Source organism: Sphingomonas sp. SP4, assembly GCF_058313375.1.
Genome location: NZ_JBZFLE010000002.1, coordinates 760001 through 786279 on the forward strand (window position 1 = coordinate 760001; position 26279 = coordinate 786279).

Here is a 26279-nt window from a genome sequence, read left to right on the forward strand (position 1 = left end):
TTCTTCCGCTCCACCTTCGTCAGCACCGATCGCCGGCGGAAGGGCATCGAGCGGCAGGCTTCCGTTGGCACCATTCATCTCGTTGTCGTCCCGCTCGTCGCCCTCGTTGGCGGCGGCGCGCTCATCACGATTGAAGCGGCGTGGCTCGCGATCGCGGCGATTGGGCCGCGGTCCCCGCTCCGGCCGATCCTGGCGTTCTTGCCGCTCCGGACGCTCGTCCGAAGCTTCCGCCTCGGCCGTTTCGAATTCCTCGTCGCCCCCGTCGTCATCCATATCGTCGCCACGTTGGCGACGCTGGTCTTCGAACCGGGCGCGGCTCTCGCTCAGCACGCGGAAATAGTGATCCGCGAATTGAAGATAATATTCGGTCTGGACACGATCGCCCGCAAGCTGCGCGTCACGCGCCATGCTCTTGTACTTCTCGAGCAGCTGCGCGGCATTGCCCCGCTGGCGATTATCCTGGCGGTTCCCCGGCTGTCCGCCGAGATTTGGTCCCCGCTGGCCCCCGCGACCGCGCCTGCGGCCGCCCTGTCGATTGTTGATCAAATGCCTACGTCCTTACGCAGTAGTCGCTAGCCCCTTTGGCGCCCTAGCCAGGCAGGGCCGCGCGCGGCCCGATCGCCGAGCGCCGCTCCTGACCCTTTCGTTCCGGTCTTCGCTTCGTTCCAGAAGCGCGATTTGAACGGCCGATTGCGTCGGGGGTTGGGACGGGATGCGCTCTTCAGCTTTCGTGGTGGAGCGGGCCCGGCCCTGACACCGATGTAGTGTGCCCGACACCGGATGCCAAGCGATTTTCTCTCAAATCCAGGTTAACAAAAGGGCTCGGTCTCTGCCAGCGAGGTCCTGAGCGACCGTCGCCTGCAAGCCATCGCGGGCCAGAAGAGCGGTAACCGCCCCTGCTTGATCATGACCAATTTCAACTGCCGCCAGCCCGCCGTCGTTCAGCAAACGAGGCAGTTGGGGCGCGAGCGCACGGTATGCGTCCAACCCTTCCTTGCCGGCGAACAGGGCTTCGTCCGGCTCGAACTCGCGCACTCCCGCGCCGAGTTCGGCGCCATCCGGCACATAAGGCGGATTGCACAGGATCAGGTCGAACGTCTCCAGGATCCCTTCGGCCCAGTCCCCCTCCTTCCACTTGGCCCGGGCCTCGAATTCAAGCCGGCGCGCGTTGGCAGCGGCATAGGACATCACGCGACGCGAAACGTCGACGCCGAGCCCCGTGGCATGAGGCCAAACATCCAAAGCCGCGAGCAGCAGGGTTCCGGGTCCGGTGCCAAGATCCAGAATCCGCTTGGGACCATCAGTCCGATCGAAATGCTCGATGGCGGAGGCAATCAGAACCTCCGAATCAGGCCGAGGCACCAGCACGCCCGGCCCCACGTGAAGTTCTATATTCCAGAAGGCTCGCCGACCTGTGATGTAAGCGACGGGCTCCCCCGCTTTCCGGCGCTCGAGCATGTCCCAGAACCGCTCCGGCACCTTACGGTCCGGCGGCGAGAGCAGCAGCTTGTCGCGGTCGATATGCAAGGCTTCGGCCATCAACAGCTCGGCATCCAGCCGCGCCGTGTCGCTGCTTTCCTGTAATTGGCGCGTTGCGTCAGACAGCGCGCGATTTACGGGCTTCACGCCTCCTCCAGACCCGCCAGACGCTCCGCTTCGTCCTCGGCGATCAGGGCTTCGACAATCTGTCCGAGCCCGCCGCCCTCAAGCACTTCATCGAGCTTGTGCAAAGTCAGGTTTATCCTGTGGTCCGTCACCCGGCCCTGCGGGAAATTGTAGGTCCGGATCCGTTCAGAACGATCGCCCGACCCGACCATCGACTTCCGAGCGCCGGCCCGTTCGTTGGCGAGACGCTCGCGCTCCATCTCGAACAAGCGTGTACGAAGGACCTTCAACGCCTTGGCCTTGTTCTTATGCTGTGATTTCTCGTCCTGCTGAATGACGACGAGCCCGGTCGGAAGGTGGGTGATACGCACCGCACTGTCGGTGGTGTTGACTGACTGACCACCCGGACCGGAGGAGCGATAAACGTCGATCCGTAGGTCCTTGTCGTCGATCTGGACATCGACGTCCTCTGCCTCCGGCAGCACCGCGACCGTAGCCGCCGACGTGTGAATCCGACCTCCGCTTTCCGTTGCGGGAACGCGTTGTACCCGGTGTACCCCGCTTTCAAACTTGAGTTTGGCGAACACGCCTGCGCCGCTGATCGAAGCGATCGCTTCCTTATATCCGCCAAGCTCCGACGCGGAGGCGGAGATCAGCTCGAACCGCCAGCCCTGAACCTCGGCGAAGCGCTGGTACATCCGGAGCAGGTCGCCCGCGAAAAGCGCGGCTTCGTCGCCGCCCGTACCGGCACGAACCTCCAGCATTGCCGCGCGATCGTCAGCCGCATCGCGCGGAAGCAGCTTGATCGCGAGTTCCCGCTCAGCCTGCGGTAGCTTGTGCTTGATCTCTTCCGCTTCGGTTGCCGCCATCTCGCGAAGCTCGGGCTCGGCTGACGCGTCATGAAGCATCCCAGTCAGCACCTCGAGCTCCGCCCGAAGCCGCCGCACTTCGCGCGCCGCCGCCGCTACGGGTTCAATCGCAGCATAGTCCTTGGAGAGGCGCACGAACTCGTCCGGCGCCAGGTTCGGCGCCGACATCTGGTTCGCGAGTTCCTGCTTCCGCGCCTCGATGGACGCGATGCGATCCGACGAAATCTGGGTCACTTGGTGATAGCTTCCGAAATCAGATCTAGAGACACGGACCTCTGCTCACCGGTCGCCAGGTCCTTGAGCTGCGCTTCGCCACGGGCCAGCTCATCGTCTCCGATAATCAAAGCATAGGCTGCCCCGGCGGAATTCGCGCGGCTGAGCCTCTTCTTCATGTTGCCGCGATAAGCCATCTCGGTAGCGATGCCCTCGCGACGCAGTCCAGCGACGATCTTCTGGGCTTCCGCTTCGGCCCGTTCGCCAAGCGGGATGACGGCGACTGAAGGCTTTTCGACCTCTGGTGCGCCGATCATCATCGCCAGTCGCTCAATACCCGCTGCCCAGCCAACCGCCGGCGTGTGCGGACCACCGAGGGCTTCGATCAACCCATCATAGCGCCCGCCCGCTAGTACCGTTCCCTGCGAGCCGAGCCGATCCGTCACGAACTCGAATGCCGTATGCCGGTAGTAATCCAGACCACGCACAAGACGCGGCGCGCGCTCCCACTGAACGCCGGCCGCGCTGAGCCCTTCAGTGACTTCGGCGAAGAAGTCGGACGCCTCGCTCGTCAGGAATTCGTCGATGGTCGGCGCGCTGTCGACAATCGGCCAATCTTGATGCGCCTTGCTGTCGAGGATGCGCAGTGGGTTGCGCTCAAGCCGTGTCTGACTGTCCTCACTCAAAGCCGCAGCATGGCCGCGGAAGTGCTCGTAAAGCGCATCGCGCCAAGCTGCGCGCGTCTCTGGATCGCCGAGCGTGTTGAGTTGAAGGATGGCACCGTCGATGCCCAGTTCTTTCAGCAATTGGTCGGCGAGCGAAAGGAGTTCGACATCGGCCTGCGGCTCTCCCGCGCCGATGATCTCGGCATCAAGCTGGTGGAATTCGCGGAAGCGACCCTTCTGCGGCCGCTCATAGCGGAAGGCAGAACCAGCCGTCGCGACCTTCAGCGGCGCGAACTGCTGCCAGCCCTCGCTGATGTAGGCGCGGCAAATCCCGGCCGTGAACTCAGGCCGAAGCGTGATCGACTCCCCGCCGCGATCTTCGAAGCTGTACATCTCCTTCGAGACGACATCTGTGGTCTCGCCAATCGTCCGGGCGAACACCGCAGTGTGTTCGATCGTCGGCACTTCGACCCGACGGAAGCCGTACAGCCGCCGGACGCGATCGAACGTTTCGACCACCGTGGCCAGGCGGTCGGCTTCTTCTCCAAGCAGGCTTTGCGTGCCCCTCACGGGCTGAACGGACGTCATTGGCGCGCGCTTAAGCACATTTCTGCGAGAAGCGGAAAGTCTTGTGAGTTGCCACCTACGGCAGCTGCTTCTCGAACTTCTGAAGTTGCTGCTCGTAATAGCTCTTGGGAAGAAACTGCTTGCGGAAGCTGATCATGATGGTCCGTCCGAGCGGATCAAGCATGCTCGGCTCGTACCCGAGCGGCACCCCACCCGAGTTGTTGCGAACATCGGGGCGGGCATTGAAGACGTTGCCGACCTCAAACCTGAACGATGCACCGCGCAACCAAGGATAGCGCGAAACGATCGGCAAATACTGTCCGACATTGGCGAAAAGCCGCAGGTCGAAGGTCGCATAGGAAGAAAAGTGCATCGGGCCGGATGTGAGCGTGTCCACGTCTGTTGCGCTCCGCCAGATAAGACCCATCCGCGCGCCGAACCCGTTGTTGGCCCACCCAGCCTGGGCTTGAACCTGATGATGTGGCTGGCCGCCCGTCTGCCCTATTGCGGCACCATGAAGATAATCGAGTGCAGGCAGGTCCAACCGAACCACTGCACGGTCGACGAGCGTAATCGTGTCCGTCAGTGAGAAGGTCAGCCTACCATTGGCCGCGCCGCCGATCGAACCAGGGGTGGCATTCGCGGAGCCGCTCGAACCTTGTGGAACCGCGATTCCGGCGCTCCGGGCGCTGTCGAGCAATTTTTGCACCTGCGCGTTTGTCGCCTTCTTCGACTTCAGCGGCTTGGTGAAGTCGAACCCGACCTGCAGCGTGTCGCGACGCGCGCTGTCGAACATCACCGGGCGGAGGTCGACGCTAAGCAAATTGCCCGAAGCGTCGCGCACGAAGCGCTGGGGGAACACAGCCTCGAGCTCAGGCGAGACCGTTATGTCTGCGATGGGATTGTCCACAATCACATGCGCATAATCTGCGCGAAGCCGAAAATTGACCTGGTCGAGTGGTTGCCAATTCGCACTAAGATTCAGCGTCCTGCGTCGATCAGTCTGCAATTCGGGATTGCCGCCCGTCACAACCGTAACCCGAGGGACAACTCCCTTCGTGAAATCGAAGATGCGTGTGCCAGGCGTCTGCAGAAACGGATCCCCGAGTTGCGGAACGCTCGGGGCGTCCTCCTCGCGGCTCCAGCTTGCGATGAGATTCATTCGCTCGATCGGGGACCAGTTAGCACCCGCGCCGACCCGGGTCAGGGTGCCGAAGTCTGACAACTGGTCGACCTGCGCATTGCCATTGATCGTCAGGTTGCCAAGCGCGCCCAGGGCTTTCCCTCGATGCGCGATCGGAAGGTCGAAGCTGACGGCGCCCGTGGCAGTATTTCGGTTGGTCGACCCTTCAGGTGGCGTCGGAAAATGCATTTGATCGATGTCGAGATTGTCGGTCGAGCCGGCTACGCGGAGCGTCAGGTCCGCTTTCCCCGCCGGCAGACTGAACGGAGACCCGTTCACAGTTGCGTCGAGGTTGGCTGAAGTCTCGGTCGATTTAGCGCTTCCAGGCGCAAAAAACTGCCCCTGGTCGCTGGTCGTCGTGTGATTGTGGTCGACATCAGCATTGGCGGCGATGTTCCAGTGCCAGTTCGATTGGTCGCCGCTTAGCGTTGCACCGAGGTGCGCCCGGTCGTCCGTCGACGAACGATGCAGCTCCGCGGGCAACTGCTCGGAAAGCCCACTGAGCAAGTGGCCGGAGCTCCGCTGCAATTCTGCGTTGACGGTCGCTTCGATGTCGCCCGGCAGAGAGCGGCTGACCGTGGCAGTGCCGTGAACGCTGACTTCGGGCGGAATGAGCAGCCCCGTGGCACCCGTTCCGTTCGATTCATATTGCTGCTGAACGAGACTGCGCTGCGAGCCGCGCAGAATGTCGTCGGTGCCCGCATGGAGGTTAAGCGTGGTCCGCTGCTTTGGACTCAAGATGATCCGGGTGGCATCGCCGCTGCCACCGCCAAAACCGTGTTGCGCGGCGGTGTTTCCGGCCACTTGTCCTACGGTTTCCGCAAACCTGTTCTGAAGGACAACGTTCACGACCTTCTGGTCTGGCGAATAGCCGTATTTGAGCGCAACTTCCTCCGGCAGGATGTCCACCCGCGAAACCGCCTCGATGGGAATGTCACGCAGCTCGCGATAGCTTGACACTCGCCTGCCGTTCAACAGAACCAGGGGACGCGCGCTACCCGACTGCCGAGCAGCTCCGATCTGCGGCGCAATCGCTTCCAGCAGCTCATCGAAGCTGGTCGCGCCTGTCGCTTTCACATCACGAGAATGGAGGACGCTGACAGGAGGGATATCGCCAATCGCGGAGCCACGGGGTGGCTTGCCGACTACGACAATGTCTTCGTCGTCAGTTCCGCTTGGCGCAGGACTTTGCGCAGTGGGCGAACTCGTGCCTTGCGCAGGCTGCGCGCTCGCGGCTCCCGTCAACGCCGTGAAGCTCACGCCGACTAGGAGCGGCAGACTTATGAGGCGTCGCATGCCTGGCGCCAGTGCGCTCGTGCGGCTGAATAATCACTGGCCGCCACATGAACTTCTGGACAGATCAGCCGGCCTGAGAGCCCGGCAATCGATCACTACTCGCCTACCGGCCTGTTCCCGCCCGGCTGCTGCTCCTGCTGCCGTTGCTGGCGGAAGAAGCTGGGCGGCGGCAGGAACAGCTTGCGGAAGCTGATCATGATCGTGCGCCCGATCGGATCGAGCAGGGCAGGCTGGTAGTTCAACGGCACTCCGCCGTCTGCGTCGCGGACGTTTGGCCGGGAATTGAAAACATTGTTGAACTCGAGCCGCACTTGCGTTCCGCGCAACCACGGATGCTTTACCGCAACCTCTGGAATGTCACCCGGATTTGCGAACAGCCGCAGGTCGAAGGTGGCGAGCGGCGAGAAGCGCAGATTGTCTCCAGTGAGCGTGTCCACGTTCGTCCCGCTGCGCCAGTTGGCGCCGATGCGGGCACCGAGTCCATTATTGAAATAGCCAGCCTGAGCCTGGACGTTGTGAAGCGGTGTGCCCCCGGTCTGCCCCGCGGCATCGCCATGGCGGTAATCCAGTTCGAGGCCCGGCGCGATCGTAACCTTGTTCACGAATGTGATCGTGTCGCTGACCGAGAGGGTCAGGCGTCCGCGGTTTTGGCCGCCGCCTCCGAAGAAGCCGCCGCCACCCCGTCCGCCGCCAAAACCTCCACGACCGCCCTCTCCAGGCGGCGGACCGCCTGCACCGGGAGCACCGCCCTGTGCGTTTCTCGGAGGCAGGCCAAATTGCTTCCGGAACTGGTCAATTACGGCCTGGGACGGGCGCCGGGACTTAAGCGGCTGGGAGAAATCGAACCCAATCCGCAGCGTATCGAGCCGCGAATTGTCGAAATTCACCGGCGTCAGGTCGACACTCAGCAGCTGGCCCGGCGTACATTCGGTCGAACCCGCGGGACAACGAACGAACCGGTCCGGGAAGGCCGCCTCGATCTGCGGTGTCACGGTAATGCCCGAGATGGGCCGGTCGATCTTTTGATGGACGTAGTCGGCCCTGAATGTGAGATCCATCTTCTCGCTCGGCTTCCAATAGCCCCCTAGCTTGAAGACCGTCCGGCGATCTGCCGACAGGTTCGGGTTGCCGCCTGTGAGCGTCGTGACCTGCACCGTGTCACCCGTCGTAAAATCGAAGATGCGCACGTCCGGGGTGAGGAGCAACGGGTCGCCGAGCTGGTTCATGGTCGGCGCGCCTTCCTCGAGGTTCCAGCTGGTCACGAAATTCAGCTGGTTCACCGGCGACCAGTTCGCGCCGCCGCCGATCTTGGTCAGTGTACCGAAGTCCGAAAGCTGGTTTACCTCGGCATTCGCGCTGAAGGTGAGATTCCCGAGCGCGCTGAAGTCGCGCCCCCGACGGGAGACAGGAAGATCCAGGTTGATGGCTGCATTGCCCGCCGTCCGGCTCAGCGAATTGTTCGTGGTGATGCCGCTCGCACCGCGGTGCGTATCGAGATTGACGGTGCTCCCTCCGACGCGAACCGTCGTACCCGCATTGCCAGCTGGAAGGTGGAACAGCGTCCCGTTCGCGGTAGCCGTGATGTCACCCGAGGTCGTAATCTCGCGCGCTCGTTCTAATGGAAACTCGACGCCGCCACGATCGGTGTTCGTGATGTCGCGTTCCCAATCGGCGTTGCTGGTCACGTTCCAGTGCCACTTGGCCTTGTCCCAATTGAGGGTGAGGCCGGCGTGGGCCGCGTCGCTGTCGGTATTGCGCGTACGTAAATCGAGCGTCTCGGGGTTAAGCCCGATCAGCGACTTACCGGAGACATGCTCGAGCTCGGTGTTCAGAGTCGCCGAAACGTCGCCCAGGACCTGGCGATTGAAGATAGCCGACCCACGAACGTCAGCCCTTTTTCCAACCAATGATCGGGCGGCGAGATCACCCGGAGGATCGTTGGGAAAGGGCTCAATGTCCCGCTCGTTTTCCGTGAGCATATTGTTGCCCTCGGCGTGCAGGTTGAACTGCGTCCGTCCATTCTTGCCGATCATCAGACGCGTGACGTCCGCATTGCCATTGGCGTAATTACCCTCCGTCGCAACACCAGCGGCAGCTTGCGCCACGGTCGAACGAAAGCGCTCACGAAGCACGATGTTCACGACCTTCTGATCGGCCCTGTAGCCATATTTGAGGGCCACCTCTTCGGGCAGGATCTCGACGCGCTGGATCGCCTCGGTTGGGATGTCCCGCATCTCGCGGAAGCTGGAAATCCGCTGGCCGTTGAGCAGCAGCACTGGGCGCTCCCCGCCGCGGCCTTGCGCGCTCCCAACTTGTGGCGCAATCGCGTCGAGCAGCTCGTTGATGTTTGTCGCGCCGGTCGCCCGAACGTCCCGCGCGTCGAGTGTATTTTCCGGCGGAATGTCCCCGACTACTGAGCCGCGCGGCTTCTGGCCGACCACGACGATCTCTTCTTCCTCGCCAGATTCATCGGCTTGCGCTGGAGCACCCGCAGTTGCGGGGGCAGTGGTGGAGGGCTGCTCAGACGCGGGGGGGTGCTGGGATGACGTGCTCGATTGCTGCTCGGCTGAGGTCATAGGAGCATTCGTCGCCGGAGTCTGATCGGACCCGCTCGTCTGCTGTGCTTCGGCGCCCGCGATGGGCATGAAAAAAGCTGCTCCCAGCAGCAGCGTGGTACGAACTGACATGCCTTCCCCCGCTAGTGCCGGAAACTTAACCCCTGCTGACAACGCAATGAACTTCGACAAAGTGCCGACTGGCGTCTTCTAACGGGAATCGGCGCGTTGCGCGCGATGATATTCGCGTTACACCCAACGCGGTTCACCACAGGTCGCTGTTCAAGGAGTTATCGAATGCGCCGAGCCGCGCTTGCTTTCCTTCTGATGTCTTCCGTCGCCACTTCCGCCGTAGCGCAGCTCGTTCCTCCGCAGAACAGCAAGCCCGTTCCCACCGATAAGACGGACAGGATTCCGGCTGCTCGCGACGTTCCGTTTCCCGGCACCATGCAGCTCACGATCGACGCCAGCGACGTAACGCGCGCCATCTTCCGCGTGCACCAGACCATCCCGGTCACTCAGCCTGGCGACCTCGTTCTGCTCTACCCAAAATGGGTCCCCGGAGGTCATAGCCCACGCAACGACCTTAAGAACGCCACCGGCTTCCGCTTCACCTCAGGCGGCAAGGAGTTGAAGTGGGTTCGTGACACGCTCGACGTCTATGCTTTCCACGTCGACGTGCCGCAGGGCGTCACATCGGTCGACGTCGATTTCCAGTACGTCTCGCCGACGACCGGCGACCAGGGCCGCATCATGATGACGCCCGATATGGCGAGCATCGAACCCATCGTCACGTCGCTGTACCCGGCAGGCTATTACGTTCGTCAGATCCCGGTCCAGACTACGGTCGTTGTTCCGCAGGGATGGAGCCTGGCAACGGCGCTTCGTCCGAGCGGCCAGGCCGGCAACCGGATCAGCTTCCCCGTAACAAACTATGAGATCCTGCTTGACAGTCCGATGATCGCTGGCGCTCACCACCGCCGCATCGAGCTGACGCCGGACGTCGCTATCGAGGTGATGGCGGACAATGAGGCCGAACTCGCCGCAACGCCGGAGCAAATTGCTGCGCACCGCCGTCTGGTCGAGCAGGCCGTGAAGGCCTTCGGAGCTCAGCACTACGATCACTACGACTTCCTGCTGACCATCTCGAACAACCTCGGCGGTATCGGGCTCGAGCATCACCGCAGCTCAGAAGACGGCGTACGCCGCGGCTATTTCACGGACTGGGACAACCAGCTCAACGCCCGCAACCTGCTTCCGCACGAGTATAGCCACAGCTGGGACGGCAAGTTCCGCCGCGGGGCCGACCTTTGGACCGCTGATTACCGCATGCCGATGCAGAACAGCCTGCTTTGGGTCTACGAAGGCCAGACGCAATTCTGGGGCTATGTGCTGGGCGCACGCTCCGGGATGCTGTCGAAGCAAGACACGCTCGACGCCATCGCGGCGACCGCTGCTTCGTACGGACTGGGCACGCCGGGCCGCCAGTGGCGCCCGCTGATCGATACGACCAACGACCCGATCATCGCCGGCCGTCAGCCCATTCCGTGGCGCAGCTGGCAGCGTTCGGAGGATTATTACTCCGAAGGCCAGCTGATCTGGATGGATGTCGACCGCATCATTCGCCAGCAGTCCGGCGGCAAGCGCTCGATCGACGATTTCGCGAAGGCCTTCTTCGGCATTCGCGACCGCGACTGGGGCGAGGTGACCTACACCTTCGACGACATCGTCGAGACCCTCAACCGCGTCCAGCCGTACGATTGGCGCTCTTACCTCAATCAGAAGGTCAACGGCGTTGCGCCGCAGGCGCCGCTCGAAGGTATCACCCAGGGCGGCTACCAGCTCGTCTACACGGCCGAGCCGACCAAGTGGTGGAAGGGGATAGAGAAGCTCCGCAAGGGCAACGACTTCACCTACTCTGGCGGTTTCGCAGTCGGCAACGACGGCAAGATCCAGAGCGTGCTGTGGGACAGCCCTGCGTTCAACGCCGGCATCACCATCGGCGATGAGATCCTGGCCATCAACAATCGTGCGTTCGACGGGGACGCGTTGAAGGCTGCAATCAAGGGCGCTGCCGGCCAGGGCCCGGCTCCGCAATTGCTGGTCAAGAGCGGCGATCTCTATCGGACCGTGACGCTCGATTGGCACGGCGGTCTGCGCTATCCCAAGCTCGAGAAGGTCGGAAAGGGCCAGGGGACGCTCGACGCGCTGCTCGCGCCGCGCTGACAAGAGGGGGACATCGATGCGCAAGTTGCTGATCGTCGCCGCGTTGGCAGCAACGCCTCAAGTAGCGCTTGCTCAGCAACCGCGCGTCGCCGAAGCCGCTACTGCTCAGGCGATTGCACGGGTGAAGCGCATCGACCCCCAACTCGGCTCTGTCATTGCGCTTGATCCGACGGCAATGGATCAGGCGCGTCACGTCGACGCTTCTGGGCCTCGAGGTCCGCTCGCCGGTCAGCCGATCCTCATCAAGGACAATATCGAGACCGCCGGTCCGCTGCCAACCACGGCGGGCAGCCTCGCGCTCGCGAACAATGTGACCAACCGAGACGCGCCGCTGGTCATGCGCCTGCGCGCTGGCGGACTCGTGATCCTCGGCAAGACCAATTTGAGCGAGTGGGCGAACATTCGCTCCGCCCATTCAATCTCAGGCTGGAGCGCGGTCGGCGGACAGGTCCGCAATCCCTACGCCCTCGACCGCAACGCCTGCGGCAGCTCGAGCGGGAGCGGCGCGGCCGTAGCAGCCGGTCTCGTTCGCCTCGCTATCGGCACCGAAACCGACGGCTCGGTGACGTGCCCAGCGTCAATCAACGGCATCGTCGGGCTCAAGCCCACCGTTGGTCTCGTCAGCCGCACGCACATCGTCCCGATCAGCCACAGCCAAGATACGGCGGGTCCGATGACGGCCAGCGTGCGCGAAGCGGCGCAATTGCTGACTGTCATCGCCGGCAGCGATCCAGCGGACCCGGCGACGCGCGAAGCGGACGCCCACAAGCGTGACTATGCCGCCGGCCTCAACGTGAACGCGCTCAAGGGGAAGCGCATCGGCGTCATGCGCTTCTCCTCGAGCCCAATCCTGGATCCGGCGTTCGAGACGGCACTCGCCATCCTCCGGGCGCAAGGGGCGATCCTGGTGGACATCAAGAAGTTCGACCAAAGCGCGATCGGCAAGAATGAGAACATCGTCCTCCAGACTGAGCTCAAGGCCGACATGGCCAAATATCTCCAGAGCAGCCCCGCACCCATCGGTGTGCGTAGCCTCGCCGACCTGATCGCCTTCAACAAGGCGCATGAGCGCCAGGAGATGCCGCTGTTCGGCCAGGACTATTTCGAAGACTCTCAGAAGACCAAAGGGTTGAACGACCCAGCCTACAAGAAGGCACGCCTGACGAGCCTCACCGCGGCTGGCCCCAACGGCATCGATCGCTTGCTGAAGCAGCACAACGTTAGTGCCTTGGTCGGCCCGACCGCCGGCCCAGCCTGGCACATCGATGCGGTGAACAGGGATCTCTACACCGAAGGCGGAGCGGGGAATCTGGCGGCGGTGGCAGGGTATCCGCATCTCACGGTGCCCATGGCGCTCATCAAGGGAATGCCGGTAGGCCTGAGCTTCATGGGTCCGAAGTGGTCGGAGCAGCTACTTCTCAACCTCGGCTTCGCGTTCGAGCAGGCACGGGGGCCCTTTCCGGCGCCGAAATTCTATCGATCGATCGAAGAAAGTCCGCAGGTCGCTCCGCTATTCAAGCCGCAACACTGACCGTACCGCATCTCACACTCGAAGCTAAATGCTGAGGCCGACAATTGGGCCGAAGACCTCGACGTGGTACTTAGTGAGGCGCTGAAGCGGTGCCAGATTACGGGCTGAGCGCCGAATAGCGAAGGACATGCACGCGGCTTCGATTGGAGATGAGCGATGCAAATGCGGCTTTTTGTCATGGTGATTGGCAGTGCGTTAGCGCTCTCCGCTTGCGGCACCCGTCGACCTGAGCCCGCCCATCCGCCGGTCCCTGCCGCGGCCGTTGAACCAACCGCTAATACTGCGGTCTTGGAAGGCGTCGCGGTAGATGCGCCGATCGCCGGGCTTGCCGGCGCAGTTTGGTCAGACCCCAACAATACCGGCTACGTGACTGGCTACACGTACAAGGGGCAATATCACGCCGGTCCGCCGCCAGGTTATGATCCGACGACCCATTCTGTCGTGAACAAGTAGGCTCAAGCTCTAGTCTTAAGCCGTTAGCCTCAGTGCGCCGATCGCAGCGACGATCGCGAGGATGAGCAATATCCGCATCGTGCTCGCTGGTTCGTGGAACCACAGGATGCCGACGACCACTGTGCCGACCGCGCCGATCCCGCCCCAAACGGCATAAGCTGTCCCCATCGGGATCGAGCGAGATGCGACTTCGAGCAGCCCCATGCTCACCGTGACCGAAGCGAGGAAGGCGAGCGTCCAGGGAACGTTGCGAAAGCCCTCGACGAATCTGAGCGAGGTCGTGAATCCGACTTCAAACAATCCGCCGACGATCAGCCAGACCCAGGGCATGAAAATCCTTTCACTGGACGCGCTGCAAAGGTGCGATAACAAACCCGCTCATGACGAAGCCCCGGACCATCGGCAACATCTTCGCACCCCCACGCTTCCTCGCGTTCATGGCGATCATGATCGTCGCTTTCCCCATCCTATCCGATGCATTCCACCGCTGGGCGCTGGGAGCGATGGCCGCGTTCGACATTGCATCGCTGCTGTTCCTGATTTCGTGCATCCCTCTGCTCGGGACGCGTGAGGCCCGCATTATCCGGGATCATGCTGCGCAGAACGATGCCAACCGTATCGGCCTGTTGGTGGTCACAGGCATTGTTATGGCTGTGTTGCTGACTGCGATCGGCGCGGAAGCGATCGGCCACAATCCGCAGCCCTTCACTAAAGCACTGATCATCGGCACGCTCGTGCTGGCCTGGCTGTTCAGCAATATCGTCTACGCGCTGCACTATGCGCATCTTGCGTACTTGAAGCCTGACCTAGGCTGCATGGGCCTCGAGTTTCCGCGCACGACCCATCCCGTCTATTGGGACTTCGTCTATTTCTCCTTCACCTGCGGGATGGCCTTTGCGACGTCGGACGTGGTGATAACCGAGACCCACATGCGCAAGACGGTGACAGTCCATTGTCTGGCCGCTTTCGCTTTCAACATCGGCGTGCTGGCCTTCACCATCAACGTGCTGGGCAGCAGCTAGGCAACCACGTCGATCTCCGGCGGCTCGGACACCTTTCCACGCGCCGCCACCACGCACCCTCCGACGATCAGCATTGCACCAGCCAGCGTGTAGATCGAAACGCTCTCGCGAAACACGATCCACCCGAGCACGGACGCCCACAAGAATCCGCTATATTCCGTCGCCGCGAGATAGCTCGCGGGTCCGCGCGCATAAGCCCAGGCGAAGAGCAACGTACCTGATGTCGACAGCAAGCAGGCGACCGCAACCCAGATCCATTGCTCCCCAGGCCACGCCGGAAGTCCGGCAAACGGCACCGCCAAAAGCCAAAGCAGCAACACCATGACCGACTGGAAGAAGTTGATCTCCAGTGGTTTCGCGGCGAGCGCCTGACGGCGCATCAGGACGATGTTCACGGCATAGCAGAGCGCCGAGGCGATGATCGACGCGATGCCGACCAGCACATTGTTGCCGACGTGTGCGGCCGCCTGCCCGACGACGATAACGATCACCCCCACGAATGCGGCAAGCGATCCGGCAATGGAGTTGGGTCCAATCTTTTCGTCTAGGAACGCCGCCGCGAGCAGCATCGCGATGAGCGGTGCGATGAAGGTCAGTGCAATCGCCTGCGCCAGTGGCACCCGGCTAATGCCCCAGAAAAAGAAGGCGGCCATCACGGCGATGACAATGCCGCGGACGACATGAACCCGCAGCGTCTTCCTATCCGGCCACGACGATCGCCGCGGCAGGTAAAGCACCGCGCTGAGAAGCAGGTTCGCTGAAGACCGCCACACACTGACGGCAATGATCCCGATGACGAGCACCAGATGCTTCATCACCGCATCCATGATCGACAATACGGCGACCGCGCCGAGGGCAGCGACGAAGGCATGTACCGGTTGTTGACTGACGCGGCTCACAAGCCGCGCTTAGCTGCGATCAGTTGTTGGCGTCGAGGGAAGCGGGCCCCGGCGCTGAGTCGATCAGCAGCGGCGGCTGCGACTGCTCGGAAAGACCGCTTGCGAGCGCTCCACCAAAAGCGAGAATCAGTAGCAGCTTGGTCACGGCGCGAGTCTGCGCCGGCGAGGTTAAGGAAGGCTAACCCTGCTGGTCTTCGATGCGGACGATGCGGCCAACTTCCAGCTCGTCGATCCGCAGCTTACGAATGTGAGCGCGGCCGATCCAAAGCCGTCCTATCGCCATGGCACCGAGGGCAAGCGCGCCGGTAGCGGCCGCGCCAAGTGCAAAAGCTCCAAGAGAAGAAACCCCGGTCGCACTCGCCCCAAACGCGACGCTCTTATTCCTGACCCGCAGGCTCATTCTGCAGCATCGAGTGTGGGTAGCGGTTCCGACGCCGCTTCGATCTCGGCGGCCTTTGCTTCGACCAACTTCACGATGTGATCGATCATGTCGGCATCCTGCACATGGTGATCCGTTACGCCCGACAGATAGACCATATGCTTGCCGTTGCCGCCGCCCGTAATTCCGATGTCGGTCTCGCGCGCCTCTCCGGGCCCGTTCACGACACAGCCGAGGACGGATAGAGACATGGGTGTCTTGATGTGCTGGAGCCGCTGTTCGAGCGCCTCCACGGTACGGATCACGTCGAAACCTTGCCGCGCGCATGACGGGCAGGACACGACACGAACGCCGCGGCTGCGGATGCCGAGCGCCTTCAGGATCTCGTAGCCGACGCGTACTTCTTCCTCAGGCTCGGCAGACAGGGACACGCGGATCGTATCGCCGATCCCCGCCCAGAGCAGGTTGCCGATACCGATCGAGGATTTGACGGTACCGCCGATCAGGCCGCCCGCCTCGGTGATGCCGAGGTGAAGCGGACAGTCCACTTCGCTCGCGAGCTGCTGATAGGCCGCCACGGCCAGGAAGACATCACTCGCCTTCACGGCGACCTTGTATTCGCGAAAGCCGTGATCCTCGAGGATGCGAATATGGTCGAGCGCGCTCTCGACCAAGGCCTCTGGGCACGGCTCCCCGTATTTCTCAAGCAGGTCCTTCTCGAGGCTGCCCGCGTTCACGCCGATACGGATCGCGCAGCCATTAGCGCGGGCGGCGGCAATGACCTCCCTCACCCGCTCCTCGGAACCGATGTTTCCTGGGTTGATCCTGAGGCACGCGGCCCCGGCGTCCGCCGCTTCAAGCGCACGCTTGTAGTGAAAGTGGATGTCCGCGACGATCGGTACGCGAGCCTCGCGCACGATCTGCCTCAATGCGGTCGTTGCTTCCGCGGTAGGGCAGGAAACTCGGATGATGTCCGCTCCAGCGTCCTCGCAGCGGCGGATCTGATCAATCGTCGCCCTTGCATCCTCGGTGGGCGTGTTGGTCATGGTCTGCACGCTGATCGGCGCGTCTCCGCCCACAGGGACGGAGCCGACCATGATCTGACGCGACTGACGCCGCTCGATATCTCGCCAGGGACGGATGGACATGGCCCGCATATAGGCGGTCCGTCCCCGGGGGCAAAGCTAGGCTGAGATACCCTCCTGTGTTAACAGGGTTAACGGACTCGCTGGGGGCGGCCGATGGCCAAGCTTGCCCGATTGCCACAATTTGACGGTTCTGCCGGGGCGGAAGCGGATCATAGTCGCGTCCCTCGCCTTAGGACGCGCTTCTACGCGTTCCTTAGCTACAGTCACAAAGACAAGGAGTTAGCCGACTGGCTGCACCAGGAACTCGAGAAATTCCGGGTGCCGCACTCGCTTGCCGGCAAGCTAACGGCGAATGGCGTGGTCCCCCGGCGATTGACCCCGATCTTTCGCGACCAGCACGATCTGTCCGCTGGCGGAGACCTTGCCGAGGAGATCAAGGCGGCGCTGGCAGCTTCCCAATTCCTGATTGTCCTCTGTTCACCCACCGCCGCGAAGTCATTCTGGACGAATGCCGAGATCGAATCCTTCAAGCGGACGCGACCTGAGGGCTGCGTGTTGGCGGCCGTCGCGGCTGGCGAGCCATTCGCCAGCGAGATGCCCGGTCGGGAAGAGGAGGAATGCTTTCCGCCCGCTTTGCGCTTCAAATATGACCGGCGCGGCCACCAGACGACGAAACGGGCCGATCCGCTAGCTGCCGATTTCCGCGACAGCGGGGAAGGGAAGCGCCTTGCCTTTCTGAAACTGGTCGCGGGGATGCTCGGGGTAGGGCTCGACGAGCTCGTCCAGCGCGAAACGACGCGGCGCCAGCGGCGCCTGGCTTGGCTCGCGGCAGCATCGCTGGGGGGCATGGCCGTCACCAGCACCCTCGCCGTTACCGCCATGCAGGCGCGTAACGAGGCGCGCGAGCAACGGCGCGAGGCGGAAGGTCTCGTCGGCTTCATGCTCGGCGATCTCAAGGACAAGCTCGAGCCCATAGGCCGGCTCGATGCGCTGGACGGGGTCGGGTCGAAGGTGCTGGCCTACTATCAGAAGCAGGGTACCGCTGACCTGAGCGATTCGGCACTGACGCAACGATCAGCCGCACTTAGCCTTATGGCGCAGGTCGCCTACTCACGCGGTGAGTTCGACAAGGCCCTGCAGCTTTATCGTGAGGCGATCAAAGGAACGTCGGAGGCCATCGCGCGAAACCCGTCGAATCCTGAAGGCCTCTACGAGCACGCACAGAATGTCTTCTACGTTGGGGAGATCGCACACCAACGGGGCGACTTCCGCACTGCGGAAGCGAACATGCGCGAATATAAGCGGCTGTCGCTGCAAGAAGTCGCCCTCGCACCCGACAGCATGAAGTACCGCATGGAAAAGCAATATGCGGACACCAACCTCGGCGTGCTCATGAACGACCAGCGTCGTTTCCCGGAAGCCGCGAGGCAATTCCGCGAAGCGATGAGGACGATGCAGGCCATCGCAACCGCGGATCCGGGGAACAGGGAATATCAACAGGGGGTCGCCGAGTCCTTCGCCTGGCTGGCGGACGCGGACCACGCGACGGGCAATTATGCTGAAGCTATCTCGGCCCGGCGCCAAGGGATGGACGTGCTGCGCAGGCTGTTCAGCGAGACCGGCGATGTCGACTTCCAGGCGCGTCTCATTCCCGCCGGGCAAAAGCTCGCACGGATGTATGCGGAGCAAGGGCGAGACGACCTAGCGTTGCAGCAATTTCGTGCAGCCGTCGATCAGGCCGACGTCTTGCTTCCGAAGGAACCCACCAACGCCCGGTGGCTGGAATATGCCTCCCAGGCCCGCGCTGACCTCGCCAAACAGCTGATCGTCGTGGGGAATAAGGACGAGGCCGCAGGCCTCACCCAATCAGTTTGCGATGGCGCTACGCGCCTACTCTCCCGAGATCCGCGCGAGGCGGATTGGCGCGCGATCATGAGCAGTTGCTGGAGCCTCAAAGCGGCGCTGGCGCGAGCCGCGGGCAATAAGAGTGATGCGCTCAGCTTCGCACAGCGGGCGGCGGAGATCGCTAAGACCGTGAATAGCGGCAACAAGGTTCACGACGCCCTCCTCGTTGCCGGTGCGTATCGCGTGGTCGGAGACATGCAGCTGGACCTCGGCGACGCCCGCGCAGCCGGCGCGACCTGGGAGGCCGCCCTGTCGCAGATCCCTCGCGGTGCGCCGCTGGAGCCCGATCAAATGGCAGAGCAAGCGCTGATCCTCCGCCGGCTCGGCCGGGAGGCTGAGGCGCAGCCAATCAGATCAAGGCTGCAATCTATGAGCTACCGAAAGGCTTGATGGTCGTTTCGATGGAAAGGATCGTGCGATGGTGAACCGTACATTGACTGCAAAGACCGAAACAGATGGGACGGTCCGTATCACCGGCAAGACAGCGAAGCATGTTTTGGCATACCGAGATCCACCCACGCCATTTCATTTCACACTCAAGAACAACACAAATCCGAAGCAGAAGGTCAGTTTCGTCAGCCTGGATACGCAGGACAACAGATCGACCTGCCCCCCTACAGTTTCCGGGCTGCATTCGAGTCAGATCCCCGCCAATGAGGTGAAGATAAACACCGCGTCAGCAAAGTTCGTCGACAACAACGACAATAAGGGCTCGATGGACGTCTGTTTCCGGTGGAACTTCGTTTGCGAGGACGGCCAGCAACCAGTCTTCGATCCGATCATCGACAATCGAGGACGATGAACTGAGCTACGTGAGCTCTGAGCCGCCTCATTCTCAAGCGGCTGGTGACGCGTCAGATCCAAAGGAGAAAGATCATGGGACGTCCAGACGCCGGAGTGATGGAGCCTCACCCACAAGTTGGCGGTCCGCCTGGTACCATTGAACTCGTCGCCAATATTGTTGGCGGAAATGCGGTGATCAGCGTGGCCTCCGGCGACGCGAGCCCCAGCCTTCCAGCCAAGTCGGGCCAACACCGCTTCAACTTCAACCTGACTGACAACACAGGGCTCGGAATTACCTTCCTGAGCCTGGACGCGCAGGACAATTGCTCGACTTGCCCGCCAAATCCGGGCGAAAATTCGCAGCAGATTGTCGGTGTGACGATCAACGGCAATACTGCCGCTTTCACCGATAACAATTCGGGTCCGGCCCAGGATGTATCGTACCAGTGGAATTTCACCTGCAATGACAAGACGTGGCTGCCGATCAGCTTCGATCCAATCATTCGGAATGGTGGTAGCTAATTCCATGAAGGGGCGGTCTCATTGAACGCGCCCGCACCGCCAATCGGTTCATCGAAACGAGTGGTGCAGGGAAGCAAGGGACCGCCTCAACTCCCCTTCGTCCTCAGCGTAGGCATCACTGGCCATCGCGCGGATAGTTTGCCGCCCGGCAGCCTTGGCGCCTTGCGGCTGCGTATACAAAACGTTCTCCGGCTGGTCGCCGATTCGGGCGCCGCGCTCTTCGCCAGGGAGCGTGCCTGCTTCTCCGCCGATCCCCCGCAGATGCGCTTCGTATCGCCGATTGCGGACGGCGCCGACCAGATCGCGGCGGAAGTCGCATTGGATCTCGGCTGGGAGCTGCAGGCAGTTCTGCCCTTCCAGCGAGCGGAATATCGCGCCAGCCTCGCCAGCGATGAGGCACGGGAGCGTTTCGATGCGCTGGTCGCGAAGGCTAAGTGCGTGCTCGAACTGCCCGGCCACGGGCAGCGCCTCATCGACGCTTATGTGATGACAGGCCGTGCCACCGTGTCTCACTGCGACGCGCTGATCGCAGTTTGGGATGGTCTCCCGCCACGCGGCCGCGGCGGTACCGGCGAGGTCGTTCAACTGGCGATCACACGCGGCACTGCGGTCATTCACCTGCCGCTTGACCCAACGGCTGCGTCGCGCCTGCTGTGGAGCGCATTCGATCCGACCGTGATGACCACTGCCGACGAGCCCACCGCCGAACGCCCGCTGGACCGGGCCGGAATGGACGCATTGCTTGAGGGTCTCCTCATGCCGCCGCCAGATTCCCAGGAGCAGGAGTTCCTGCGGCGCTTCACGCACGAGCGCTTGAGGCGAATTCGCACGCGCGTCGAATATCCGCTGCTTCTGGCAGCCGCCGGAGTAGGCAAGTTCGGGCGGAAGGACTTCGCCAACAAGCACGCCGAGGCGCAGATCCGCGACGAATGGCGCCGCTATCGCGAAGGCTGCGCGGACGCACTCCATATCTCAGCACCGATGGATCTGCTCGAGCAGGCTTACAGTTGGGCCGATCGCCTCGCGACGCATTTTGCTCAGACCTACCGCAGCGGGCACATCTTCAACTTCCTGCTGGGCGGCATCGCCGTGTGCCTCGGCCTCAGCGCATTCATGGCACCGCACCTCAAGTTCGACTTCGCCGCGCTGGAGGTGGTGATCACACTTGCGATCATCCTCAATGCGACGATCGGCTCCCGAAACGAATGGCATCGCCGCTGGCTCGACTATCGCCAGCTGGCAGAGCGCCTGCGGCCCATGCGCAGCCTGAAGCTGCTCGGGATTGCCTCGCCCGATCCGCCAGGGACATCGACCAACCCCGTGCCGAGACGCTGGATCGATTGGTACGCGAGCGGCGTGTGGCGGGCGATGGGATGTCCGACCGGCTCGATCGATCGACAACGCGCAGCATCGCTCGCCAAGGCGATCGCCGAATATGAGGTGGCACCGCAGGTCGGTTATCATGAGCGTCATTCGATCCAGATCGAGAAGCTGGACCAGCGACTGGAGCGGATTGGGACGATGCTATTCGCGGGGACTTTGCTCGTGTCGGTTGCGACACTCGTCGGTCTCGCGATCGACGCCCATTACGTGAACCGGTTCGGCAACTGGTTTACTTTGGTATCGGCGGGATTCCCGGCCTTGGGAACCGCGGTTTTCGGTATTCGCTTCCAGGCAGATTTCGGCGGGGACGCTCTGCGCTCCCTGGCGACCGCGGACACGTTGCGGAACATCGAGCAGGAATTGCGCCGAGACGTCCCGCTCTCGCGTGCCGCCGATCTGACCGAACAGGCGGGACGCATCATGCTCGGCGATCTGGACGAATGGCGGCTGGTCAACCAGCAGCGCGATTTAACCGTCGGCTAGTCCTCATTGCCCCAGCGCCACCGCCATCCGCCTCGCGTGGTGCGTGCACAAATGAACATCAGGATGGCTATCACGGGAAGGATTGCCGCGAACAGCTGAACGGGGCGGTCGCGCAACGCGATCGCTATCCCGCCAATCAGGACAGCGAACGCAAGCGTGATAGCCCAGCCTTGCCAGGTGATCGGCAGCCCCGAGCCATAGCCGTAACGCTTCGGCGCGAACCACTCGGGTCCATCACTCATCACGCTTCTCCTTTGGCGGGCGGCCCCTTTTCCTCCGCGGGGCGGGACCCTTCAGCTTCACGCCTCGCTCGGCCAGCGCTTCGCGAAGCAGGCATTCGACCTGCGCATTGACGCTTCGGAGCTCGGCGGCGGCGCAGCGCTCGACCGCCGCCCACAAGGCCGGATCGATGCGTAACGGATACGCCTTGCGCTCGCCGCCGTCGGGCATGGCTTACTGATACAGGGTGCCAGTGTTGACGACGGGCTGAGTGTCGCGTTCGCCGCAGAGCACGACCATCAGGTTCGAGACCATGGCTGCGCGGCGCTCGTCGTCGAGTTCGACGACGTTCTTCTCCGACAGGGCATCGAGCGCCATTTCGACCATGCCGACCGCGCCCTCGACCAGCGTCTTGCGTGCCGCGACCACGGCCTGCGCCTGTTGGCGTCGAAGCATCGCGCCGGCGATCTCCTGTGCATAAGCGAGGTGCGTGAAGCCGCACTCATCGACGGTGATGCCCGCCACGGCGAGCCGCGCGATCAGCTCCTCGCGAAGTGCGCTTCCGACCTCCTCATGGTTGCCGCGGAGCGTGATCTCCTGATGCGTGAAGTCGTCGTAAGGATAGCGCGAACCTATGGTCCGGATTGCCGCCTCGACCTGCACGCGAACGAACTGCCGGTAGTCGTCGACGTCGAACAAGGCCTGCGCCGTGTCCACCACGCGGTAGACGATCTGCGCCGCGATTTCGATTGGGTTGCCGCGAAGGTCGTTCACCTTCAGTCGTTCGGAGATGAAGTTGTTGGCGCGGACCGACAGCTTCTTTTTGGCCATCCACGGCCAGGTCCAGCGAAGGCCGGTCGTGCGATCTGTGCCCTTATATTCACCGAACAGGGTGATGGCGGCCGCCTGGTTGGGCTGCAGCATGTAAAACCCCGGCATCACCAGGATGAACGCGAGGGTTGCGACCACGACGATCCCGAGCGGCGCGGCGACATTGATCGCGCTTCCAAGCTGCGTGATGCCGTAAATGTCGGCGAGGATCGCGACCAAGAGGATGATCAGCATCGCATAGCCGCTCATCGTCGAAGCGGGCCGCTCGCTGGTCGCAGTCAGTGCAATGACCTTGTCGTTTGCCACCTTATTGCCTCCATAAATATGATATCATAATTATATGATTGACCCGCAATCGTCAACTGGCGCGTCCGTGGAGCCATCGCTAAGGCCCCCGCATGACTGACACTCGATGGCGTTTGGTGGTGCACGGTGGCGCGGGTTCGATGCGTCCCGGCAAACTCGATCCGCAGCAGGAAAAATGCGCGCGCGACGGGCTTGAGACCGCGCTCGCGGCGGGCGCTTCCATCCTCGAGAAGCACGAGTCCGCGCTCGATGCAGTCGAGGCTGCAGTCCGCGTCCTTGAAGAAGACAGCTGTTTCAACGCTGGCCGCGGCAGCGTGCTGACGGCCGAGGGCGTCATTGAGCTCGACGCCGCCATCATGGATGGCAGCAATCGAGCAGCCGGAGCAGTCGCAGGCCTTCGCACGACCCGCGCACCGATCAGCCTTGCTCGCTCATTGTTACAGACCGGTCCGCACGTCTTCCTTTCGGGCAAAGGTGCCGACGACTTCGCGCGCGACCATGACTTCGAACAGGTCGAAAACAGCTGGTTCGAGATTCCCGAGCGCCGTCGGCAACTCGAAGAGCTTATGAGCCAGGGCGGGTTCGACGACGAGGTGAAGTACGGCACCGTTGGCGCCGTCGCGGTGGATGTCGATGGACATGTCGCCGTCGCTACGTCGACCGGCGGACTGACCGCAAAACGCTGGGGCCGCGTCGGCGATTCTCCGCTGATCGGTTCGGGTACATACGCCGACGATCGATCTGCCGCCGTGTCCGCCACCGGCTCCGGCGAATTCTTCATCCGAGCGGTCGCGGCGCATCAACTCGCCGAGCGAGTTCGCCTCGGAGGTCAGTCGTTGCAGGGAGCGCTCGACGCTGTGCTTGCGGACATCGCATCGCTAGGCGGCAAGGGCGGCTTGATTGCCGTCGCTCCGAACGGCGACGCCGCCTGGGGCTTCACGACACCCGCAATGTACCGCGGGATAGCGGACGCGACTGGACGGACGGTGCGGATCTATTCGGAAGCGGACGAACGGTAGGGCAAGTCCTGTCGAAGCCATTGGACTTCGGTGGCTACACCGGCACGCTCCGCGTCCAGAAACTCTGCAACGGCGTTGCGGAAGCTCGCATTGGGAATGAAGTGCGCGGATCTTGTGACCACCGGCTCATAGCCGCGCGCCACCTTATGCTCGCCCTGCGCGCCCGCCTGAACGCAGGCCAACCCGTGCTCGGAAGCCCATTCGATCGCCCGATAGTAAGACAGCTCGAAGTGCAGGAACGGCACTTCCTCGGTGCATCCCCAATAACGTCCGTACAAGGTGTCGGCGCCGACGACATTCAGTGCTCCGGCTATCGGGCGTGAATCGCGGTGGGCGAGGAAGAGCAGCAACTGGTCACCCATGCGCTCGCCGATAAGATCGAAGAACTCACGAGTCAGGTACGGATGCCCCCACTTCCGGCTGCCCGTGTCCTGGTAGAAGGCCCACATCGCGTCCCACTCATCAGGCCCGATCTCCGTGCCGCGTAGTCCGCGGATCTCCAGGCCTTCGCATGCCACCGCTCGCTCCTTGCGCAGCGTCTTGCGCTTGCGGCTCGTCAACGTGCCGAGGAACTCTTCGAAGGTCGAATAGCCGCGGTTGAACCAATGATATTGGACTCCGTGCCGGATCAGCCACCCACGCTGCTCGCATTCGCCCGCGCCGTCCGCGTCGATGAAGGTGACGTGCGCGGACGAGATGCCGTTCTGCACGGTCACGGCCTCGATCGCAGCGAGCAATTGCTGCGGCCGATCACCGAGCAATCTCGGCCCAGGCACAGGCGTGAACGGCACCGCGACCTGTAGCTTGGGATAATATTCGCCGCCCGCGCGCTGCCACGCGTCGGCCCAGCCGTGATCGAACACATATTCGCCCTGGCTGTGGCTTTTCAGATATGCCGGCGCCGCGGCAACCAGTCGTCCTCCCTCATCCTCGACCAAGATCGGTGCAGGCGTCCAGCCGGTGCCGGGCCCGACGCTGCCCGAATCCTCGAGCGCGGAGAGGAAGGCGTGGCTGACGAACGGGTCGCTGCCGTTCAGCCGGTCCCAGGCATGCGCGTTGAGGCCGGAAACACCCGAGGCGATCTTTGCGAGGACTTCAGATTCGCGGTCTGCCATCGGCTTCCCAGATGAGCGCATCGGCATGAACCGCGCCTTGCGTCCGCTGCTCCTCCGTGCGGATCGTCCAACTGTAGACGGGCATACGCCGCCGAGCGCGTTCCACCCAGGGCTTGCCGAGTGCGGTCCGTTCCACCGCGATAAATTGGGGATCGGCGAGCCACATCGCCAGACGCCGCCGCGCTGCCGGCAATCCGTCGCGAATGACCAACCCTCGCCTCACGCCCGGCAAGTTGGTCTTCAGCAGGCGCGAAATTCTTGGATCGAAGCTCATCACGCCGAACCGACCACGATAGCCGGCAAGCCCGTTCGCCAGCGCGGGCGCCCAGCTCCAGATATCCTTCTCGACCTTGATCTCGAGCAGCAGCGGCACGCGCGCATCGACAAGCGATAGGAGACTGGAGAGGGTCGGGATCGGCTGCTCACCCAGGCGCAGGCGCCTTAAATCGGCCAGCTTCGACGCGCCGATTCGCATCGGGCTTGCGCAGAGACGCATCGCATCCGAATCGTGGAAGACGATGATTTGGTCGTCGGCAGTCAGCCTCAGGTCGCATTCGATACCGGCGCCCATTTCGAGCGCCGCCGCAAAAGCGATCAGGCTATTCTCGGGAAAACCCGGGCCATAGTGCAACCCGCGGTGTGCGAAGCCCGCGGGTCCGGGATCTAACGGGTCAGGCTCGGACCGCGACGATCGCATCCACTTCGACGGCGACCCCTAGCGGCAGCACCGCGACTCCGACCGCGCTGCGCGCATGACGTCCGGCCTCGCCGAACACTTCCTGCATCAATTCGGAAGCGCCGTTCGCGACCTTCGGCTGGTCCGTGAAGGACGGCGCGCTGTTCACGAACACGCCCAGCTTCACGATGCGTTCGACGCGGTCGAGCGAGCCAAGCGCCGCTTTGATCTGCGCCAGCAACATGATCCCGCAGCGGCGCGCCGCCGCAATTCCGCCGTCCAAATCGACGTCCTCGCCAAGGCGCCCTTTGATCAGGCTGCCGTCTTCGGCAAAGCTGATCTGTCCAGAAATGTGCAGCGCGCCGCCATGCTCGACAGCCGGGACATAGGCCGCGACGGGAGCAGCAGGCTGCGGAAGGGTGATGCCGAGTTCGGAGAGGCGTTGGTCGATGCTCATGCGCTGCCCCAAGCACTCAAGCCCATTGG

Annotated in this window: 25 protein-coding genes (1 of these 25 cut by a window edge); 9 read left to right on the forward strand and 16 right to left on the reverse strand. The window is 62.8% G+C overall.

The features are described 5' to 3' along the window. From AC4GYV_RS13155 to AC4GYV_RS13180, 6 genes are all read right to left on the reverse strand, one after another. Nucleotides 1-546, reverse strand: the 5' portion of a protein-coding gene (locus AC4GYV_RS13155; RefSeq protein ID WP_491101148.1) for a DUF4167 domain-containing protein. It extends 81 nt beyond the left edge of the window; only the first 546 of its 627 coding nucleotides appear in the window; it begins with the start codon at nucleotides 544-546; its stop codon lies beyond the left edge, outside the window. A 252-nt stretch (nucleotides 547-798) separates the two neighbouring features. Next, nucleotides 799-1626 carry a peptide chain release factor N(5)-glutamine methyltransferase gene (gene prmC, locus AC4GYV_RS13160; protein ID WP_491101149.1) on the reverse strand — a complete coding sequence of 276 codons (828 nt, stop codon included), beginning with the start codon at nucleotides 1624-1626 and terminating at the stop codon, nucleotides 799-801. Beyond that, nucleotides 1623-2708, reverse strand: a complete 1086-nt coding sequence (prfA, locus tag AC4GYV_RS13165; protein WP_491101150.1) for a peptide chain release factor 1 — start codon at nucleotides 2706-2708, stop codon at nucleotides 1623-1625. The genes prmC and prfA overlap by 4 nt, the downstream gene beginning before the upstream one ends. Continuing rightward, a complete protein-coding gene (gene hisS, locus AC4GYV_RS13170; protein ID WP_491101151.1) occupies nucleotides 2705-3940 on the reverse strand; it encodes a histidine--tRNA ligase in 1236 nt (411 codons plus the stop codon). Before hisS ends, prfA begins: the two co-directional genes overlap by 4 nt. Nucleotides 3941-3995: 55 nt before the next feature. Next, entirely contained in the window at nucleotides 3996-6398 is a 2403-nt protein-coding gene (locus tag AC4GYV_RS13175; RefSeq protein WP_491101152.1) for a TonB-dependent receptor plug domain-containing protein, read from the reverse strand. A gap of 95 nt (nucleotides 6399-6493) precedes the next feature. Beyond that, nucleotides 6494-9085, reverse strand: coding sequence for a TonB-dependent receptor plug domain-containing protein (locus tag AC4GYV_RS13180; RefSeq protein WP_491101153.1), 2592 nt, complete (start codon nucleotides 9083-9085; stop codon nucleotides 6494-6496). Nucleotides 9086-9250: 165 nt separating this feature from the next. Between AC4GYV_RS13180 and AC4GYV_RS13185 the strand changes: the two genes are divergently transcribed. From AC4GYV_RS13185 to AC4GYV_RS13195, 3 genes are all read left to right on the forward strand, one after another. After that, the gene (locus tag AC4GYV_RS13185) at nucleotides 9251-11179 is read left to right on the forward strand and encodes a M61 family metallopeptidase (RefSeq protein WP_491101154.1); all 1929 of its coding nucleotides are present in this window, start codon (nucleotides 9251-9253) and stop codon (nucleotides 11177-11179) included. Between the two features lie 16 nt (nucleotides 11180-11195). Continuing rightward, entirely contained in the window at nucleotides 11196-12710 is a 1515-nt protein-coding gene (locus AC4GYV_RS13190) for an amidase (RefSeq protein WP_491101156.1), read from the forward strand. 162 nt (nucleotides 12711-12872) lie between these two features. Continuing rightward, on the forward strand, nucleotides 12873-13163 hold the full coding sequence (locus AC4GYV_RS13195) for a hypothetical protein (RefSeq protein ID WP_491101157.1): 291 nt from the start codon (nucleotides 12873-12875) through the stop codon (nucleotides 13161-13163). Between the two features lie 15 nt (nucleotides 13164-13178). Here AC4GYV_RS13195 and AC4GYV_RS13200 read toward each other — a convergent pair whose 3' ends face one another. Continuing rightward, the gene (locus AC4GYV_RS13200; RefSeq protein WP_491101158.1) at nucleotides 13179-13493 is read right to left on the reverse strand and encodes a DMT family transporter; all 315 of its coding nucleotides are present in this window, start codon (nucleotides 13491-13493) and stop codon (nucleotides 13179-13181) included. Between the two features lie 50 nt (nucleotides 13494-13543). Between AC4GYV_RS13200 and AC4GYV_RS13205 the strand changes: the two genes are divergently transcribed. Next, nucleotides 13544-14185, forward strand: coding sequence for a DUF1345 domain-containing protein (locus AC4GYV_RS13205; RefSeq protein WP_491101159.1), 642 nt, complete (start codon nucleotides 13544-13546; stop codon nucleotides 14183-14185). Here the strand turns inward: AC4GYV_RS13205 and AC4GYV_RS13210 are convergent. The 3 genes from AC4GYV_RS13210 to ispG all read right to left on the reverse strand — a co-directional run bounded on the left by AC4GYV_RS13210 (nucleotide 14182) and on the right by ispG (nucleotide 16611). Next, nucleotides 14182-15084 (reverse strand): DMT family transporter, encoded by a 903-nt coding sequence (locus AC4GYV_RS13210; RefSeq protein WP_491101160.1) that lies wholly within the window; start codon nucleotides 15082-15084, stop codon nucleotides 14182-14184. The genes AC4GYV_RS13205 and AC4GYV_RS13210 overlap by 4 nt on opposite strands. Nucleotides 15085-15103: 19 nt before the next feature. Then, nucleotides 15104-15229: a hypothetical protein gene (locus AC4GYV_RS13215; protein WP_491101161.1), complete on the reverse strand. Its 126-nt coding sequence runs from the start codon at nucleotides 15227-15229 to the stop codon at nucleotides 15104-15106. Between the two features lie 251 nt (nucleotides 15230-15480). Continuing rightward, nucleotides 15481-16611 (reverse strand): flavodoxin-dependent (E)-4-hydroxy-3-methylbut-2-enyl-diphosphate synthase, encoded by a 1131-nt coding sequence (gene ispG, locus AC4GYV_RS13220; protein WP_491101162.1) that lies wholly within the window; start codon nucleotides 16609-16611, stop codon nucleotides 15481-15483. Between the two features lie 93 nt (nucleotides 16612-16704). Here ispG and AC4GYV_RS13225 point away from each other — a divergent pair, with 93 nt between their 5' ends. From AC4GYV_RS13225 to AC4GYV_RS13240, 4 genes are all read left to right on the forward strand, one after another. Next, complete coding sequence (locus AC4GYV_RS13225; RefSeq protein ID WP_491101163.1) at nucleotides 16705-18846, forward strand: TIR domain-containing protein; 2142 nt, start codon at nucleotides 16705-16707, stop codon at nucleotides 18844-18846. A gap of 28 nt (nucleotides 18847-18874) precedes the next feature. Continuing rightward, nucleotides 18875-19258, forward strand: coding sequence for a hypothetical protein (locus AC4GYV_RS13230; RefSeq protein WP_491101164.1), 384 nt, complete (start codon nucleotides 18875-18877; stop codon nucleotides 19256-19258). A 74-nt stretch (nucleotides 19259-19332) separates the two neighbouring features. Continuing rightward, nucleotides 19333-19761: a hypothetical protein gene (locus AC4GYV_RS13235; RefSeq protein ID WP_491101165.1), complete on the forward strand. Its 429-nt coding sequence runs from the start codon at nucleotides 19333-19335 to the stop codon at nucleotides 19759-19761. 21 nt (nucleotides 19762-19782) lie between these two features. After that, the gene (locus tag AC4GYV_RS13240) at nucleotides 19783-21627 is read left to right on the forward strand and encodes a hypothetical protein (protein ID WP_491101166.1); all 1845 of its coding nucleotides are present in this window, start codon (nucleotides 19783-19785) and stop codon (nucleotides 21625-21627) included. On the opposite strand, the gene AC4GYV_RS13245 is transcribed toward AC4GYV_RS13240, so the two are convergent. The 3 genes from AC4GYV_RS13245 to AC4GYV_RS13255 are packed head-to-tail and all read right to left on the reverse strand — an operon-like array spanning nucleotide 21624 to nucleotide 22983. Beyond that, entirely contained in the window at nucleotides 21624-21869 is a 246-nt protein-coding gene (locus AC4GYV_RS13245) for a hypothetical protein (protein ID WP_491101167.1), read from the reverse strand. The genes AC4GYV_RS13240 and AC4GYV_RS13245 overlap by 4 nt on opposite strands. Continuing rightward, entirely contained in the window at nucleotides 21862-22077 is a 216-nt protein-coding gene (locus AC4GYV_RS13250) for a type II toxin-antitoxin system antitoxin (RefSeq protein WP_491101168.1), read from the reverse strand. Before AC4GYV_RS13250 ends, AC4GYV_RS13245 begins: the two co-directional genes overlap by 8 nt. 3 nt (nucleotides 22078-22080) lie before the next feature. Then, nucleotides 22081-22983 (reverse strand): SPFH domain-containing protein, encoded by a 903-nt coding sequence (locus tag AC4GYV_RS13255; protein ID WP_491101169.1) that lies wholly within the window; start codon nucleotides 22981-22983, stop codon nucleotides 22081-22083. Nucleotides 22984-23075: 92 nt separating this feature from the next. On the opposite strand from AC4GYV_RS13255, the gene AC4GYV_RS13260 reads away from it, so the two are divergent. Further along, on the forward strand, nucleotides 23076-24002 hold the full coding sequence (locus tag AC4GYV_RS13260; RefSeq protein WP_491101170.1) for an isoaspartyl peptidase/L-asparaginase family protein: 927 nt from the start codon (nucleotides 23076-23078) through the stop codon (nucleotides 24000-24002). On the opposite strand, the gene AC4GYV_RS13265 is transcribed toward AC4GYV_RS13260, so the two are convergent. The 3 genes from AC4GYV_RS13265 to AC4GYV_RS13275 are packed head-to-tail and all read right to left on the reverse strand — an operon-like array spanning nucleotide 23978 to nucleotide 26250. Next, nucleotides 23978-25117, reverse strand: a complete 1140-nt coding sequence (locus AC4GYV_RS13265) for a GNAT family N-acetyltransferase (protein WP_491101171.1) — start codon at nucleotides 25115-25117, stop codon at nucleotides 23978-23980. The genes AC4GYV_RS13260 and AC4GYV_RS13265 overlap by 25 nt on opposite strands. Next, nucleotides 25098-25814, reverse strand: coding sequence for a glycerophosphodiester phosphodiesterase family protein (locus AC4GYV_RS13270; RefSeq protein WP_491101172.1), 717 nt, complete (start codon nucleotides 25812-25814; stop codon nucleotides 25098-25100). Before AC4GYV_RS13270 ends, AC4GYV_RS13265 begins: the two co-directional genes overlap by 20 nt. Further along, complete coding sequence (locus AC4GYV_RS13275) at nucleotides 25789-26250, reverse strand: RidA family protein (RefSeq protein WP_491101173.1); 462 nt, start codon at nucleotides 26248-26250, stop codon at nucleotides 25789-25791. The genes AC4GYV_RS13270 and AC4GYV_RS13275 overlap by 26 nt, the downstream gene beginning before the upstream one ends. Nucleotides 26251-26279: the final 29 nt, after the last annotated feature.

Excerpts from the sequence above, each read along its gene's own strand:
- hisS (WP_491101151.1), bottom strand. The coding sequence starts at position 3,940 with ATGACGTCCGTTCAGCCCGTGAGGGGCACGCAAAGCCTGCTTGGAGAA.
- AC4GYV_RS13175 (WP_491101152.1), bottom strand. The coding sequence starts at position 6,398 with ATGCGACGCCTCATAAGTCTGCCGCTCCTAGTCGGCGTGAGCTTCACG.
- AC4GYV_RS13180 (WP_491101153.1), bottom strand. The coding sequence starts at position 9,085 with ATGTCAGTTCGTACCACGCTGCTGCTGGGAGCAGCTTTTTTCATGCCC.
- AC4GYV_RS13185 (WP_491101154.1), top strand. The coding sequence starts at position 9,251 with ATGCGCCGAGCCGCGCTTGCTTTCCTTCTGATGTCTTCCGTCGCCACT.
- AC4GYV_RS13190 (WP_491101156.1), top strand. The coding sequence starts at position 11,196 with ATGCGCAAGTTGCTGATCGTCGCCGCGTTGGCAGCAACGCCTCAAGTA.
- AC4GYV_RS13195 (WP_491101157.1), top strand. The coding sequence starts at position 12,873 with ATGCGGCTTTTTGTCATGGTGATTGGCAGTGCGTTAGCGCTCTCCGCT.
- AC4GYV_RS13200 (WP_491101158.1), bottom strand. The coding sequence starts at position 13,493 with ATGCCCTGGGTCTGGCTGATCGTCGGCGGATTGTTTGAAGTCGGATTC.
- AC4GYV_RS13205 (WP_491101159.1), top strand. The coding sequence starts at position 13,544 with ATGACGAAGCCCCGGACCATCGGCAACATCTTCGCACCCCCACGCTTC.
- ispG (WP_491101162.1), bottom strand. The coding sequence starts at position 16,611 with ATGTCCATCCGTCCCTGGCGAGATATCGAGCGGCGTCAGTCGCGTCAG.
- AC4GYV_RS13225 (WP_491101163.1), top strand. The coding sequence starts at position 16,705 with ATGGCCAAGCTTGCCCGATTGCCACAATTTGACGGTTCTGCCGGGGCG.
- AC4GYV_RS13230 (WP_491101164.1), top strand. The coding sequence starts at position 18,875 with ATGGTGAACCGTACATTGACTGCAAAGACCGAAACAGATGGGACGGTC.
- AC4GYV_RS13235 (WP_491101165.1), top strand. The coding sequence starts at position 19,333 with ATGGGACGTCCAGACGCCGGAGTGATGGAGCCTCACCCACAAGTTGGC.
- AC4GYV_RS13245 (WP_491101167.1), bottom strand. The coding sequence starts at position 21,869 with ATGAGTGATGGACCCGAGTGGTTCGCGCCGAAGCGTTACGGCTATGGC.
- AC4GYV_RS13250 (WP_491101168.1), bottom strand. The coding sequence starts at position 22,077 with ATGCCCGACGGCGGCGAGCGCAAGGCGTATCCGTTACGCATCGATCCG.
- AC4GYV_RS13260 (WP_491101170.1), top strand. The coding sequence starts at position 23,076 with ATGACTGACACTCGATGGCGTTTGGTGGTGCACGGTGGCGCGGGTTCG.
- AC4GYV_RS13265 (WP_491101171.1), bottom strand. The coding sequence starts at position 25,117 with ATGGCAGACCGCGAATCTGAAGTCCTCGCAAAGATCGCCTCGGGTGTT.
- AC4GYV_RS13270 (WP_491101172.1), bottom strand. The coding sequence starts at position 25,814 with ATGCGATCGTCGCGGTCCGAGCCTGACCCGTTAGATCCCGGACCCGCG.
- AC4GYV_RS13275 (WP_491101173.1), bottom strand. The coding sequence starts at position 26,250 with ATGAGCATCGACCAACGCCTCTCCGAACTCGGCATCACCCTTCCGCAG.